Annotated in this window: 12 protein-coding genes and 3 pseudogenes; 3 read left to right on the top strand and 12 right to left on the bottom strand. The window is 38.0% G+C overall.

The annotated features are described in order from the left end of the window. Positions 1 to 96 precede the first annotated feature (96 nt). Positions 97 to 504, bottom strand: coding sequence for a DUF1259 domain-containing protein (locus J7E67_RS07290; protein ID WP_214715847.1), 408 nt, complete (start codon positions 502 to 504; stop codon positions 97 to 99). 174 nt (positions 505 to 678) lie between these two features. Continuing rightward, positions 679 to 930, bottom strand: a pseudogene (locus J7E67_RS07285) (GMC family oxidoreductase); the annotation flags it as partial. Positions 931 to 1269: 339 nt separating this feature from the next. Here J7E67_RS07285 and J7E67_RS07280 point away from each other — a divergent pair. After that, positions 1270 to 1703: pseudogene (locus J7E67_RS07280) on the top strand (YfmQ family protein). Positions 1704 to 2179: 476 nt separating this feature from the next. On the opposite strand, the gene J7E67_RS07275 reads toward J7E67_RS07280, so the two are convergent. The 8 genes from J7E67_RS07275 to J7E67_RS07240 form a co-directional block, all read right to left on the bottom strand. Beyond that, positions 2180 to 3682, bottom strand: coding sequence for a malate:quinone oxidoreductase (locus J7E67_RS07275; RefSeq protein WP_214715900.1), 1503 nt, complete (start codon positions 3680 to 3682; stop codon positions 2180 to 2182). Between the two features lie 494 nt (positions 3683 to 4176). Then, positions 4177 to 4665 carry a peptide ABC transporter substrate-binding protein gene (locus tag J7E67_RS07270; RefSeq protein WP_214715849.1) on the bottom strand — a complete coding sequence of 163 codons (489 nt, stop codon included), beginning with the start codon at positions 4663 to 4665 and terminating at the stop codon, positions 4177 to 4179. 310 nt (positions 4666 to 4975) lie between these two features. Further along, positions 4976 to 5830: a helix-turn-helix domain-containing protein gene (locus tag J7E67_RS31120; RefSeq protein WP_251026618.1), complete on the bottom strand. Its 855-nt coding sequence runs from the start codon at positions 5828 to 5830 to the stop codon at positions 4976 to 4978. A 300-nt stretch (positions 5831 to 6130) separates the two neighbouring features. Beyond that, positions 6131 to 7087 (bottom strand): transketolase family protein, encoded by a 957-nt coding sequence (locus J7E67_RS07260; RefSeq protein WP_214715850.1) that lies wholly within the window; start codon positions 7085 to 7087, stop codon positions 6131 to 6133. Continuing rightward, entirely contained in the window at positions 7084 to 7929 is an 846-nt protein-coding gene (locus J7E67_RS07255) for a transketolase (protein ID WP_214715851.1), read from the bottom strand. The genes J7E67_RS07260 and J7E67_RS07255 overlap by 4 nt, the downstream gene beginning before the upstream one ends. A gap of 65 nt (positions 7930 to 7994) precedes the next feature. Next, positions 7995 to 9371: a PTS ascorbate transporter subunit IIC gene (locus J7E67_RS07250; RefSeq protein ID WP_214715852.1), complete on the bottom strand. Its 1377-nt coding sequence runs from the start codon at positions 9369 to 9371 to the stop codon at positions 7995 to 7997. 28 nt (positions 9372 to 9399) lie between these two features. Beyond that, positions 9400 to 9681 carry a PTS sugar transporter subunit IIB gene (locus J7E67_RS07245; RefSeq protein ID WP_214715853.1) on the bottom strand — a complete coding sequence of 94 codons (282 nt, stop codon included), beginning with the start codon at positions 9679 to 9681 and terminating at the stop codon, positions 9400 to 9402. A gap of 29 nt (positions 9682 to 9710) precedes the next feature. Next, positions 9711 to 11774: a BglG family transcription antiterminator gene (locus J7E67_RS07240; RefSeq protein ID WP_214715854.1), complete on the bottom strand. Its 2064-nt coding sequence runs from the start codon at positions 11772 to 11774 to the stop codon at positions 9711 to 9713. 191 nt (positions 11775 to 11965) lie between these two features. Between J7E67_RS07240 and J7E67_RS07235 the strand changes: the two genes are divergently transcribed. Continuing rightward, entirely contained in the window at positions 11966 to 12754 is a 789-nt protein-coding gene (locus J7E67_RS07235) for a histidinol-phosphatase HisJ family protein (protein ID WP_214715855.1), read from the top strand. 93 nt (positions 12755 to 12847) lie between these two features. Beyond that, positions 12848 to 13069 (top strand): annotated as a pseudogene (locus J7E67_RS07230) (ROK family protein); the annotation flags it as partial. 107 nt (positions 13070 to 13176) lie between these two features. Here J7E67_RS07230 and J7E67_RS07225 read toward each other — a convergent pair. Both J7E67_RS07225 and J7E67_RS07220 read right to left on the bottom strand, forming a co-directional pair. Further along, entirely contained in the window at positions 13177 to 14502 is a 1326-nt protein-coding gene (locus tag J7E67_RS07225) for a GntP family permease (protein WP_214715858.1), read from the bottom strand. Positions 14503 to 14554: 52 nt separating this feature from the next. Further along, positions 14555 to 15277 carry a GntR family transcriptional regulator gene (locus J7E67_RS07220; RefSeq protein ID WP_214715859.1) on the bottom strand — a complete coding sequence of 241 codons (723 nt, stop codon included), beginning with the start codon at positions 15275 to 15277 and terminating at the stop codon, positions 14555 to 14557. Positions 15278 to 15289 lie beyond the last annotated feature (12 nt).

Below are 15289 nucleotides of genomic sequence, written 5' to 3'. Positions count from 1 at the left end.
AATGATGCTTGTAGGCAACTAACTATTGCTATCATACGAAACGAAAAAAAAGCACTATATAAGACGATGATTGCCTTAAAAAGTGCCGTGTTAAAATTAGCCTCTTAAAACTCTAAAGGCTTCCCTTACTTTTCTTGCAAATTGCAGTGGTGGTTCAACTGATTCAAAGTGCATGTACATTGCTCTAGGTTCTTCAAACAACCAGTGATTATGAACAGCCGTAACGATAATATCCCGTTTTCGAAGTTCCGTTAATAAGGGGTTAATTTCTTCTTGTAAAAGAACGGTTTCACCTAAATTTAACGCATTCCCTTTTCTATCTAAATTTTCAAAAGAAAAAAATTGAGGATTAACTAGTGGAGAATTTGTTTCGCGTCCAAGAATTCTAAAGTTAATATTACGAAACTTTTGCACTAAACAAACTCCATTTTCATCTAGGCTTCCACTCCCACCAAGTATCCTAGCAAATTCTTGACATAGGTCTCTTCTCTCGTCCCAACTCATCATGTAATCTCCTTTGTTATAGTTATTTTACTAAAAGGATTTCCCTTTGCTATTACACTATGATTTACTTTTTAATTTTGAGTGGACAAGAGTTTAATGACAGTTATTTTTTTCTGCTTTCTTACGGAATCATTATTTTATACGCCAAACGGTTTAGGGTATTCTGAAATCTGTTTAATTCCATTTTTCCTGCATTAATTGTTTTGCAATGGTATATCCAATTAGGAATGCTGATGCAGATGTGTTGCCATCAACCGTAAAGGGAATAATCTGTGCATCGGCAACAATTAGATTATTGACTCCATGTACTCTTCCAAAACGATCAACTACGCCAGCTTTATTAAATGGTGCCATTCGTAGTGAACTTTGTTGATGGTGATTATGACCGAAGTTTTCTTTAATGAAATTTTCAAGCTTTTCATCATGCGCATGGCTCCAGTAAAGCTTGCCCTAAAAAATGCAGTTGAGGAACTGCAGGTCCAGTCCCCACAACAATATAGTCAAATATATTTTTTGACCGGCTTTCATTGCATTCCCCTTTTTTTCAGTTTAATTATCTTATGAAAAAACACCGGGGGAGTAGTGGGTGAAGATACACTTATTCACTCTTCCTATTTGTTATTTTAGATTATATGATAAGAGAAGTTCTGAAAGTGGATGGTATATTTTCAATCGAATTGGATGGTTAATAATTGATCTAATTGAGATATTATTAAATTATTAAAAACTAATAACAAATTAAAGCTTTAACGGAGATGATGGAAAATGACCTGGGCTGTAATTTCGATAATTCTTTTAAGTATTGTTAAAATATTAATGACTTGTCTTCCAACTGGTCCTGTGGAATGGCTTATAAGGAAATTTGAAATTCATTCTAAACTTAGTGAACCGAATGTCACCGTAACAATTGGCGGAAAACTCTTAGAAGGTATAGACAAAATTCAAGTTATTCATTCCTTTAACGAAGCAACATTTTTAAAGCAGCATTATATATTTCCAGGGACCGATATTTGCATCCAGAGAACAGTGAGACTCCAATAGTTATTGATACGAAAAGAGGCATAAAAGATGTTAGGTTATTTGTTTTTAGCTACAACGATCGCATTGATGTAGTAAAACAGTACAAGAAGAAAGTAGTTGCGTATAGCCTCCTTTCAGATCATCTCCAAAAAAGTTCTTTAGCCGTACAGGGGATTTAGTTTAATAGATCAGAAGAAAGTCGGTTTCAACTATTTGTGAAAAGTCGTACTTAAACTATCGGAGTGCGATTGTTGACTAGAAAACACCTATACCTATCCTCAGCTTTTCTAGAAATTGAATAATAATTTTACTCTGATATGAAAATGAACACGGGAGCCTTATGCCTGTGTTCATTTTTGTTGGTCAAGACCCTTTTTTCTCTAACTCTCCTTCACCATTTATATAAAAATATAGAAAAATAAAAAGAACCCTGATGAGCGTTATCAGGGTCTCTTGAAAAGTATTTAATCAACCGTTTGGTTAGTTTTTCAGCCCATGTATACCAGGGGTTGTCCGATTTAATTAACCGTTTAGTTAGTTTTTTCTCCACTCTTTTTATGATCATGCAAAGCTTTGACTTACAATCTTATAAATTCTCTTAAAAACGATTGAGTGAATCTATTCACTAGCAACCTTGGATTCTACATCCAAGGGTCTAACTAAAGACCAACTCTTTTTCGCTTAGACCAAGCGTCTTTGCTGTTGATGTATGAATTTCGTGCAGAAGCTCGGGGTTTTCCATTAGCGACATGCCATAAGAAGGAATCATTTCTTTGATTTTCGGTTCCAACCTATTCATATGTTGCGGGAAGCATTTTTTGATTACTTCAAGCATAACGTGCACGGCAGTAGAAGCACCCGGAGAAGCGCCTAGTAGTGCTGCGATCGAGCCATCAGCAGCAGTAATCACTTCCGTACCAAATTGAAGCGTTCCTTTGCCGCCAGCTTCAGTATCCTTGATAACTTGCACACGTTGGCCTGCTACTACTAAATCCCAATCCTCGCTTTTGGCGTTCGGGACAAACTCACGTAACTCCTCCATGCGTTGTTCTTTCGATAACATAACTTGCTGAATCAAGTATTTTGTCAATGACATCTCTTTTACGCCTGCCGCCAGCATAGTTAAGATATTATCTGGATTTACAGAAGTTACTAAATCAAACATTGAACCAGTTTTTAAGAACTTTGGTGAAAAGCCGGCAAATGGTCCAAATAGCAACGATTTTTTATTGTCGATAAATCTTGTGTCAAGATGCGGAACAGACATTGGCGGAGCACCAACCTTAGCTTTGCCGTATATTTTTGCATGATTCTGCTCTACAACATTCGGATTATTGCACACCATAAATATTCCGCTTACCGGGAATCCTCCAATATGTTTTCCTTCAGGAATACCGGATTTTTGCAGTAAATGCAGACTTCCTCCCCCGCCTCCAATAAAGACGAATTTTGCCGTATGGCGTTCGACCGTACCGCTATCGAGATTCTGCACTTTCAATTCCCACAAGCCGTCGCTCGTACGTTTAATATTATTAACACTATGTTTGTAGTTTATATTGACATTTTTACTCTCTAAGTGATCAAACAACATCCGTGTTAGGGCACCAAAGTTGACATCCGTTCCAGCGTCCATTTTAGTTGCCGCTATCGGTTCATTCACTTTACGGCCTTCCATGATAAGCGGAATCCATTCCGTCAGTTTATCATGGTCATCCGAAAATTCCATCCCTTGAAATAGAGGATTGTTTGACATAGCTTCAAAACGTTTCTTTAAAAACGTAACATTTTGTTCCCCTTGTACTAAACTCATATGAGGCAGTTGTCTGATAAAATCCTGTGGATTATTCATCAGCTTGCTGTTTACAAGATAAGACCAAAACTGCATGGAAACCTGAAACTGTTCATTAATTTTTATTGCTTTACTAATATCTAAAGATCCATCAGGTTTTTCGACTGTGTAGTTAAGTTCACATAGTGCCGCATGCCCCGTACCCGCATTATTCCACTCGTTAGAGCTTTCCTCTCCTGCGTTAGCGAGCTTCTCAAACACAGAAATTTCACATTCCGGTACTAATTCTTTTAAGAGTGTCCCTAAAGTCGCACTCATGATTCCGGCGCCAATTAAAATGACGTCTGTTTTAGTTTCTATGTTGTTCATTTTCATCAACCTTCCCCTAAAATTTGGCTAGACGTCACACTAACCTAAGCGCGACCTAGTCACACACCTTTTCTATCTTAATTATAACCATTTATAGTGTAAAAATGTTGTTTATAGATTTATATACTTATATTATATGATAATTTCAAATTATTTAAAAGCCGGTAAAAAGTGAGAATCCTTTTATGAGTCCTAGGAACACACGTAACCAAAATAGACCAAAGTTGCAATGGTCTACTTTTTGTATTAGTCATTAAATTTTTTTTAGTAGCTGGATTGGATGAAAGATGTTTTTTCCTTTTAATATCAAAAGTAACTAGTATTCTCATTAATAGTTCTAATAGGGGAGAGGAAATCGTAGAATTGAGGAAAAGGACAAGGGAGGGGCTTTGTTGGAAGTCCTAGTTCACAAGAAACCTAATGGGTCCTATACACATCTGTTGAATTTAGTTCCTCCCCCCATATATACCAAATTAATTCGTACACTTCAATAATTAGCTTATCCAGGTCTCCTTCGACTCTTTCATTTGCCAATTACCATCTTTGTAGTGGACAGTACCTTCTACACCAATTGCACCTAATCCTGACCTATATTTAGAACCTTCAAAGAAAACATTGTTATTTAGTTTAAAATCCATTTTCTCTAGTCTAAGGAGTACACCATCCAAAGTCATTTTATCTGCATTGTAGTATCCTTTTTCTTTCAGTTCATCAAAAGTGGCATCCATTACATCAACTTTATATTTATCTTTGAAAAAGTTCATAATTTCTTTTTTATCCTTTTTACTTAATCCATCGTCGAAATTGCTCATATCAATAGCAATAAATTTCATTTCACTACTCAATGCCTCGTCTTTTTCCATGATTGCGTCCAACGCAACGCTGTATATTTCTCCTAAATGTTCCTCCGGTTTTACTCCAAGGTTACAAGCAGTGAGAAAGAGCGATATGATCATTAGAATGGAAGCAAATTTAATTTTCAATTTTATGCCCCCCTTTCATTAACTAATACTAGGGCTTTTTTGGATTTGGAGTTCCTTTTTAAAGAAACTTCTAAAACCTACAAATGATAACTCATGATGATAAGTTCCCCTTTGTTCCCCATCGTTCACCTTCATCAATAAATCCACATTTTTTATATAAGTCTTGTGCGACAGTATTTTGAAGTATCAATAGGTTTAATTATTGATTGGTCTTCTCCTTTAATAAATGAAGCTTTCATTTCCGTATTAAATGATAAGTGCACTAGGGCATCCCGCTGATTTGAATTTCCATATTGATTTATAGATTGTGCTAATGAGTATATAAAATTTCAGGGTTAAGACAATCCTCCATCTCAGTAGGGGTAAATAATCCTGTTGGGTTTAATCTTTGTAGCTCAATATTTTGCTTTCTATCGTATTGCATTCTTGCTATTCTTACTTTATCTCTTACTTCACAAGGCATATTGATGGTTTTTAGGACATCATCTGTATCTATTAAACAAAGCACTTTACTATTTAATGCTTTAATTTCACCTTTTTCTCCAAAAGGAGCAAAAAGATATTGATACAATTTTACAACATTTCCACATCCACCAACTGCAAATATTTTTAAATTATTTATATCCTTTAGGTAATACTCTAAATAAAGTTTATCATCGCTGCCTTCACATATTATCCAATTCGTACCATCAGCCCTCATTGAACTTAATATTGAAGAAGTAAGCTCAAAGTAACTTTTTATAATTATATCCTCTGGTAAAGAGCCTCTCTTTTCAAAATAATTATTTAAATCATAAGAGTTTATTTTAATTCTCTTACCCTCTTTACGTTCAATATATTGAACATTTCCTGTGTCTGTTACCGGAAGCGAACCATACCAATGGGTCGTTAATAATAATTGATTTTCGTTTGAGAGTTTTTGGAGTCTTTCAAATTGACTAAACGACTTGGAAATATGTAAAGAATTTTCCGGTTCATCACCTTCCAGTAACTTAATTCTTGCTTCCTGTCTCTCGATAATTTCTGCTTGAGAAAGTTCTCGTTTTAAAGGCCTGCCGGTGTCTGTTTTCCGTGCATCTGAGAGTCCAATTAACCCATCTTTTTCATAAGCTTTTTTCCACCTATATGCAGATTGTTCAATCCGCTTCATGCCTAAAATGTTCATATCAAAGCCATTCTCCTCAAAGATTTGCCTAGGGAGTTTACCAGCCAGTTATTCATCCATCAATCTATTTTTAAATACATCTGTATATGTAATAGTTAAACTGCTTACACGTTGTACATTTGGGTTTTTTTGAAGTATTTTTATTTCTCTAGTTGAAAAAATTATTTTGCTCATAGTCGTTCCCCTAATCCTCATATTCATAAGACTTAAGTATATAAAAAAGTACCTATAGATGGAACACTCTTTTTCAAGTGTCCTATCTATAGGTACCATATTATTTTATCGGCACCCTTTTTCTTTTTATAGTAATTCTTTGGCGGCTGCTGCTATGTCTTTCTGGGTTAGTTTGTAGAATTCTTTTAGGTATTCGAGTTTGCCGACTTGGCCGAATTGTTCTTTTACTCCAATGCGTCTCATTTTGGTTGGGCAGTGTTCGCTTAGGACTTCGGCTACTGCGCTGCCTAGCCCGCCAATGACGTTGTGGTTTTCGGCGGTTACGACTGCTTTTGTTTTCGACGCATACTTGACAATTAAGTCTTTATCAATAGGTTTAATCGAGAACATATCAATGACAGTAGCTTCGATTCCATCCTCGTAAAGCAAATCTGCCGCTTTTAAGGATTCCGCTACCATAATGCCGCTTGAGATAATGGTAACGTCGGCGCCTTCACGGAGAACCTTTCCTTTACCATCTTGAAAAACTTCATTCTCATCGTAAAGCTTAGTTGCATTTTTGCGGATCGTACGGATGTAATGGATACCGTACTCTTTTTCAATTTTTCGAAGCAAGTAACGAAGCATGGTGGAATCACTCACTTCATACACCGTAGCATTAGGAAGGAGGCGAACAAGACCAAGATCTTCGAAGGCCATATGGGTGCCGCCGTTATGCTCGGCTGTTACACCCGCATCAGATCCCAAAATCTTAATGTTGGTTTTCGCATAGACGCCTGAAACGAAAAGCTGGTCAAAGGTCCTTCTTGTAGCGAACTGACCGAAGGTATGGACGTAAGGAATCTTCCCTGTCAGCGATAGACCTGCAGCCACTCCCATCATATTGGCTTCCATAATCCCGCTGTTAATAATTTGCGTTGGAATCTGCTTAACAATTTTATTTGTAGAGATAGCACTCATTAAATCAGCCTCTAATGCGATCACATTGGGATTGCCCTTCGCCAATTCAACCAACGTATTTGCATACATTTGCCGCATTTCCACTTTTTCTAGTTCATAGCTTTTGGATGGTGTTTCAATCATACTGACACAACCTTTCCAAGTTTGTTTTCCAATTCTGCAATTGCACGCTTAATGGCAGCTTCATCCTCTTCACTAGGACGGATATGATGGTTATCAGCCTTTTCTTCTAAATAGGGAACCCCTTGCCCTTTAACGGTATCCAAAATAATTGCAATCGGCTTCTCTGACTGACGTTTTCCCTCTTCAATCGCTTCATATATTTGTTCTAAGGAACGACCGTCGACTTGCAGTGTGTAAAAACCAAACGCTTTAAACTTCTCCACAAAGTCAAGTGGGTCAATAATATCCTTCGTTGGACCGTCTAGCTGCTTTTTATTGTCATCAATAAATACAAAGAGATGATTCAGCTTATGGTGTGCCGCGAATTGCGCTGCCTCCCAGCACTGCCCTTCGTTCAATTCTCCATCACCGACGATACAATACGTATAATTATCCTTATTTGATAGTTTATGAGACAGAGCGACACCAACAGCCGCGGAGATTCCCTGCCCTAAGGATCCCGTTGTCATATCCACACCAGGTGTTAAATTCTTATCGGGATGAGAAGGAAGGGTGGTTCCGTTTTGATTTAAAGTATAGAGAACTTCTTCAGGAAAGTAGCCTTTTGCCGCTAACGTCGCATAAAGACCAGGCCCGCCATGACCTTTTGATAGAATGAAGTAATCACGATTCTCCCATTTTGGATCTTGTGGATTCACCTTCATCACTTCACCATATAAAACCGCCAATACTTCAATAATTGATAAGCTGCCGCCGTAATGCCCAAAACCGAGATGATACAATTCTTTTAATGTCTTAAGCCGAATCTCATCACGAAACGCATCTACTTTTTGCAAATCCATTTTCTTTCCTCCTTTTTTTACTCAAAAGTTGGGGGTGATTCAGTTTGTGAAACACCCCCAATGTCCTATGCTCCTACTTGTTGTGAATCAGCTGTAGTTTTATTTTTTTTGAAAAAACCATATACAACTGTCAAGACGACAAGACCAACAACGGTAACACTAACACCTGTTGCACCAAGGGAATTTGCAATATTTCCAAGAAGAATTCCGGAAGCTGCAAAGTCCGCATCAGAGAATGTTGTACTTGCAAAACCAAGATCGCCAAGTACTGGCATTAAGAATACAGGAAGGAAGGTAATCAACAAACCATTGGCAAACGATCCAATCGTCGCACCGCGAACACCGCCTGTTGCATTACCAAATACTCCAGCCGTTGCACCTGTGAAGAAATGTGGAACAACACCAGGTAAGATAATCACTGCTCCTGCAAACCCAAGGATGGCCATTCCGACGATACCGCCAAGGAAGCTGCAGAAGAACCCGATTAAAACTGCATTTGGTGCATATGGGAATACAATTGGACAGTCAAGAGCCGGCTTAGAGTTTGGAACTAGTTTAGTAGAAATCCCTTTAAAGGCCGGAACAATTTCAGCTAACACAAGTCGAACACCTGAAAGGATAACGAAAACCCCTGCTGCAAACGTAACACCTTGAATAATAGAGAAAACAATATAATGAGTGCCGCCACTTAATTCTTTTTCAACATAAGATGGGCCTGCAAAAAGAGCAATAATCACATAAAGGATGACCATCGTTAATGAAATCGTTACAGAACTATCACGCAAAAATCCTAGACCTTTAGGAAACTTAATATCTTCTGTAGAACGTGATCCCTTACCAACTACTTTCCCGACAAGAGCAGACAATACATAACCTAAGCTTGAAAAGTGGCCAAAACCTACGTTGTCGTTACCCGTAATTTTTCTCATAAACGGCTGACAAATTGCAGGGAAAACAGCCATGATTAAACCTAAAGCAAGGGAACCAACAATAATCAGTGGTACTCCTTTTAAACCAGAAACAACTAAGATAACTGCAAGCATACATGCCATGTATAAAGTATGATGACCCGTTAAGAAAATATATTTTAATCTAGTAAAACGAGCAATTAAGATATTCGCTAACATCCCAAAGAACATGATAAAAGCTGTAGCACTGCCATACTTGGTTAATGCCATCGCAACAATCGCCTCGTTATTTGGTACAACCCCGTTTACGTTAAAAGCTTCTTCAAACATTTTTCCGAAGGGTTCAAGCGATCCAACGATAATTCCAGCACCTGCAGAAATAACGAGAAAGCCTAAGAACGTTTTCGTTGTTCCCTTCACAATATCACTTGCCGGCTTTTTCAAAATAACAAGACCAACTAGTGATATTAACGCAACTAGAACAGCTGGCGTACTCAAAATATCCATCAATAATTTAAGAATTCTTTCGCCCATAGTATTACCTCCTCATAGTTTCCAGTTATTAAAGCAATCCTTTTTGTTGAAGCACGTCCTTCAATTTACTGCGAAGACCGTCCATATCGATAATGCTCTCAATCACGACAACCTCTCCTAAATGACCCATCCCTTCTGCAATATCCTTTGCTGCGATAAAAAGATCAGCTGAATCCGGAGTCGCAGAGCTAAGGTCAGAATGCTCGACTTCAATTCCGCTAACGCCTAACTCACCAAGGATTTGTTGCACATTCATCTCCAACATAAAGCTGCTTCCTAAACCTGAACCACAAACGGCTAATATTTTCATTTGAAATTCCCCCTATAATAAATTAAAAATTAAACCACTACTGAATAACGCTCAAATAATTCAAGAATAATTTCTGTTGTCTCTAGTTCTTTTAAAAGCCCAACATTATTGTTCTCACTGAGAAGCTTCGTTAATTGAGATAACGCCTTAAGGTGTGTTGTATTATCGATGGCCGCAATACAAAATATTAAGCGGACAGGATACTTTTCATCATTTAAAAAATAGACCGGCTCATCGAGCTTTAAAAAGCTCATCCCTACTTGATTAACTCCTGATTCAGGTCGTGCATGTGGAATGGCGACTTCTGGACCAATGACAACATATGGACCTAACGTCTTGATATTGGTAATCATCGCATCGATGTAGGATGACTCAATAGCCCCTGACTCTAGCAGCGGATTGGCTGCTACTTTTACAGCCTGCTCCCAATTAGAAAGCTGTCCAACAATTTGAATCGTATTCTCTTTCAGTAAATCGCTTAACACTGGTTGATTCCCCCTCTGAATATCTACCTTTTTGTGAAAGGTTAGTTGATTTAAAGCATGGGTTAAGCCTTTTTCATCATAAACATTGGCATAGCGCTGAATCGTTTGAATCAACTCTTTTGTCGAGGTGTCATGGTATTGAATCCCAAAAAGATGATGATACACTTCATTGACCAAGCTGTTCTTTTCCGTTGGTGTCATAATCGGCTTTACATAAAAGCATGGCAGCTTCGACTCGAGCTCTACCGTTGAAAAAAGAAGATCATATTGATCCACATTCTCCCTCTGATATCCTTGCAAGGACAATGTTTTTTCGACGATGATTTCGGAAAAAAGCGATTCCAACAGGTGTTTTACCATCAAGGATGAGCTAATCCCACTTGGACAAACGACAATCGCTCGTTTCTTTTTCGGTACGACCTGCTTCGGCTTTTCCAGCAATGCTCCAAAATGAATCGTGATAAAACCAATTTCTTCTTCTGGAATTCTGATACTTAATAGTGATCCAATCGGCTGAAGCAATTCTTTGACAATCGTATAGAGCACATGATGTTCTCGCTGGATTTGGTCGAGCAACGGATTCGTAATCGGAATCCGATATTTCATTCGAAAATAAGCTGGCTTAAAATGCTGATACAAGGTGTTGATGACATCGTTCTTTTTTTCGAAAGCAATCGCTGCTTTATTTTCAAAATCAAAGACAAGCTGTTCACATAATTTAAAAAGTAAGTCCCAGTCTCCGTCATGAACGAAGCGGTTCCCTAAAGACAGACCCAGCAATTGGGTGGTGAAATAACCTAGCTCATTTTCATCTTCCTCAAACTGAAGCGAATGAAATAATGATTTTGCCACCTGCCACATATGTTCTTTTTTCAATAATTCGATTTCATCATGATGAAACCTAACAAACTTTCTTTCTCGTTGACGATAATAGTAGAAAACGAGAAAATACGTAAATTGGTGTAATCGTTCCTCGACAAAATGAAGATCGAACAGCTTTTCCATTTCCGTAAGCGTATGTTGAATCGTATTCAATGGGATTTGTTCCGTTCGATCACTTACTAAATGATTGATCAGTTCTTTATAATACGGAATGCGTATCAACTCAGCTAAATGGTGCTGGACAAGTACCCGCTTATCTGACTCTGCACCTGATAGATGGTAGCCCTTTTGCCTGGAGTAGCGTATTTCAACCAGGAAGGACAGGTTCCTTTCATTTGCCTTTTTCACGTCTGATATAACTGTGTTCTTACTTACCTGTAACAGCTGGGTTAAATGGACCGATGAAATCGGCTCTTGCCTGATAAAAAGGTAAAGGTAGATGAAGATCAAACGTTCCTCTTCTGTTAAAATAAAATCGCGTTCCTTCTCTTCTATTTGTTGTTTTCGAAAAAAGTCGACTACCTCTTCCGGCATGACAATATAGTGATGTCCCCTGTAAGGAATCGCTGGAAGTGCTCGCTCTTTCAACCAATGATTGACTTTCTCCAAATCATAGGAAATCTGCCGCTTGGTTAATTGAGTTTGATCCATGACCTGATTCATGGTGGTATTCTTCACTTTTAAAAGATGTTTCAGTAAAAGTGCGGGACGTTTATCAATCATCATCGGGTCTCTACCTCCTGAAATAATCATATAATAAAACGCTTTCAAGCTGTTGGGTGATTGGGAATAATTACTGTTTGAATAATCTGACAAAATTGTTCTCATCTCCCAATCAGACAAATCATTGTCTCATGATGGACAATTGTGAATATATTCACTATAGTAGTTTTAAAAAAAGAGCAGGTGAAAAGAGTATGTTTTTAATGGATTATCATCATCACACCAATCATTCCTTTGATTCCACCGCTAGTATGGTAGAAGTATGTAAAAAAGCAGTTGAAAACGAGATTCAAGAAATTTGCTTTACCGAGCATTTCTCCGTTAATCCGCTTGCGCCAACCTACGGACACATGGTTTTTGAAAAATATTTAAATGAGATTTGGTTTTGTCAGGAACAATTTAAAGGCCAATTAACCCTAAAAGCCGGAATTGAACTTTGTGAGCCTCATCTTTTAAAAGATCAATATGATGAAATACTACAACCACTAGATTTAGATTTCATCCTGGGCTCCGTCCATAATCTCAACAACCAGAAGCTTCGTCTGGCCCTCAAAGAAGATCATCCAACCGCCTATGAACGGTATTTTAATGAACTATATCATATGATTTCAACAGCGGATATAGATATCCTCGCCCATTTCGATTTAATGAAACGGTATGCCTATAAAGAACATAGCCTTTATGATTTTCATGAATATCAAGAAATCATCGAGCAAATATTGAAAAAAGCGATTGATAGAAATATAGGAATTGAGATTAATACCTCTGGACTTAGAACGGGATTAAAACAGACATTACCATCGGTCGAAATCATCCAACTGTATAAACAGCTAGGCGGTGAAATTGTAACGATTGGTTCAGACTCTCACACCGCTGAGTCTGTTGGTGCCAACCTCACAGATGCGCTTTCTTTAGCGAAGGATTGTGGATTTAACTATATTTGTAAATTTGAAAAAAGAAAGCCGATACCGGTAAAAATATAAACACATATTCCAATTGATACCAAAAACATTGAATTTTTTAGTATAATCAAATAGGTGGTTAAGTATTTTTATTCTTGTGTTGGGGGTATTGTGATGTTTGGTGCAGTTGAAGCGGGCGGTACGAAGTTTGTTTGTGCTGTGGGAGATGAAACAGGCAAAATGATCAAGCAAATTCAGGTACCAACGACTGTCCCTGAGGAAACGATGTCACAGGTGATTGGATTTTTTAAGTCCTACGAGCTTAAGGCTATTGGAGTGGGGTCATTTGGACCAATAGATATTAACCGAGAAAGTGCCGGATACGGCTCTATCACCCCGCCTAGTTAATGAACATGCCTTGCAAACAGAATAGGGAGTTCCTGTTTAATGGAACTCCCTAATTTTTATGGTATTCAATTAAAAACCAAGTAAAATTTATGACCTTAAACAAATACATCTAAAATTAAAACTAGGATAAAGGCGACAAAAGAAAGGAGCGTTTCCATAACTGTCCATGTCTTGAATGTTTCTTTAACAGTCAATCCCATATATTCTTTTACCAACCAGAAGCCTGCATCATTAACATGTGAAAGCATTAATGAACCTGCACCAGTAGCAATAACTAATAATTCGAGGTTAACACCTGACATATGCTCCACTACTGGAGAAACAATTCCGGCTGCGGTTGTTAGCGCAACAGTTGCTGAACCGGTAGCGACTCGGATTAATCCCGCAACTAGGAAGGCTAGGACAATCGGTGATAAGGACATTTGCTCGGACATTGCTGCAATCGCTGTCCCTACACCGCTTTCAATTAGAATTTGCTTGAACGCACCGCCTGCCCCAATAATGAGAATAATCGAAGCTAATGGTAATAAACATTCTTCCGTTAATTTTTTAATTAATGTCCTATCCATACCCTGGCGGTAGCCCAAGAAGAAATAGGCTGCAAAACATGAAATTAGTAAAGCAATAACCGGGCTGCCAATAAGCAATAGAAATTTTTCAATAGCACCTGGCAGTGAAAGATATGGGGCAATTACCGTTAACATTATTAATAAAACAGGCAGCAAGATAATGAAAAACGAAATCGCTATACTTGGTAATCCGCTTGACTTTGTCACCACGCGGATTAATTCCGGTTCTCCAACAGGAGTTACCCGTTTTTGAATCCATTTTGAAAATAAAGGTCCGGCAATGACGGCCGTTGGAAAAGCAATAATTAATGAATAAAGCATTACATGTCCTAAGTTTGCATTATAAATGCCAATCGCTGTCATCGCACCAGGATGCGGAGGAACTAATCCGTGCACAATCGACAATCCGGCAAGCACCGGGATACCAATTAATAGAATGTTTTGTTTAGTAGATTTGCGAATCGAAATAACCAAGGGCAGCAAGATTACTAGACCAACCTCAAAAAACACAGGAATCCCAATAATAAAACCAGAAAGAAGCATCGCCCATGGCAGGTATTTCACACCGAATTTTTTGATAAAGAAATCGGCTACTTGCATGCCCGCACCTGAGTCAGACATCATTTTACCTAAGATGGTTCCCAACGCTAAAATTCCAATTAGATGTCCAAGGACAGCGCCCACTCCCGTTTCATAGGCTGTGACAATCTTGTCCATTGGTACGCCAGAAAAAACAGCTAGAAACAGGCCGGCGACAGTTAAACTAATAAATGCATGCCATTTCCACCACGATACTCCTAAAATTACGATTACAATGGCTGCCAACGTAATACCTATTAAATATAAACTCATATTTCCTCACTCTCCCCTAAGAAATCGCTTACATACTATTCAAAAAAATGGGTTACTGAATGGAATCATTATAATTAACAATATAATTTTGTTTACCTGTATTATAGTAACCCACGCTATATTCCAATACATTTCCTTCATCATCACTGGAACGACGAATTCTTTTTAACACCACTGTGTCTTTTTCTACGTTTAATCTTTCACTAACATGACTAGGTGCAATCGAAACGGCAAACTCATCTCGGAATGATTCCAGTCTAATGTTTTGCTCTTCTAAAAAGCGGTACAAAGATCCGAAATTGACATCCTCTAATTCTTCCTCACTTATGTCTAATAAGATGTAATGAGTGAAATGAATATAGGGCTCGTTGTCCAATAAGTAGAGTCGTTCAATTTGGACACAATGGCTTCCAAATAAAGAATAAAGTTCCGAGTCCGGAGACAATTCAGCCTTTTTAATATTTAACACCTTTTTGGTGATGTGGTGGCCTTCTTCTACTAATAGTTCCGTAAAGCGTTTCCCTTTTGAAAGCTTCGCAGACGATACATTCGCAATGACCTTTGTTCCTTTACCACTTTTCTTCTCCAGATATCCTTCTTGAGCCAGTTCTTTAATGGCATTCCGTACAGTAATTTTGCTTACATTAAATTCTTCTTCTAATTGAGGCTCGGAGGGAATGTTCGTGTGAATTGCATAAACACCATGTAAAATACGATCCTTCAATATTTCTTTTATTTGTAAATACATAGGTCCCTTTTTTCGATTCACATTCATTCCCTACTCGCT

The organism is Bacillus sp. ISL-46, assembly GCF_018613205.1.
Note: the sequence above shows the minus strand (reverse complement) of the source record. Positions and strands in the feature narration are given on the sequence as shown.

Bases quoted from the DNA above. Each gene is read 5' to 3' on its own strand.
- J7E67_RS07290 (WP_214715847.1), bottom strand. From the start codon at position 504: ATGAGTTGGGACGAGAGAAGAGACCTATGTCAAGAATTTGCTAGGATA.
- J7E67_RS07275 (WP_214715900.1), bottom strand. From the start codon at position 3,682: ATGAACAACATAGAAACTAAAACAGACGTCATTTTAATTGGCGCCGGA.
- J7E67_RS31120 (WP_251026618.1), bottom strand. From the start codon at position 5,830: ATGAACATTTTAGGCATGAAGCGGATTGAACAATCTGCATATAGGTGG.
- J7E67_RS07260 (WP_214715850.1), bottom strand. From the start codon at position 7,087: ATGATTGAAACACCATCCAAAAGCTATGAACTAGAAAAAGTGGAAATG.
- J7E67_RS07255 (WP_214715851.1), bottom strand. From the start codon at position 7,929: ATGGATTTGCAAAAAGTAGATGCGTTTCGTGATGAGATTCGGCTTAAG.
- J7E67_RS07250 (WP_214715852.1), bottom strand. From the start codon at position 9,371: ATGGGCGAAAGAATTCTTAAATTATTGATGGATATTTTGAGTACGCCA.
- J7E67_RS07245 (WP_214715853.1), bottom strand. From the start codon at position 9,681: ATGAAAATATTAGCCGTTTGTGGTTCAGGTTTAGGAAGCAGCTTTATG.
- J7E67_RS07240 (WP_214715854.1), bottom strand. From the start codon at position 11,774: ATGATGATTGATAAACGTCCCGCACTTTTACTGAAACATCTTTTAAAA.
- J7E67_RS07235 (WP_214715855.1), top strand. From the start codon at position 11,966: ATGTTTTTAATGGATTATCATCATCACACCAATCATTCCTTTGATTCC.
- J7E67_RS07225 (WP_214715858.1), bottom strand. From the start codon at position 14,502: ATGAGTTTATATTTAATAGGTATTACGTTGGCAGCCATTGTAATCGTA.
- J7E67_RS07220 (WP_214715859.1), bottom strand. From the start codon at position 15,277: ATGAATGTGAATCGAAAAAAGGGACCTATGTATTTACAAATAAAAGAA.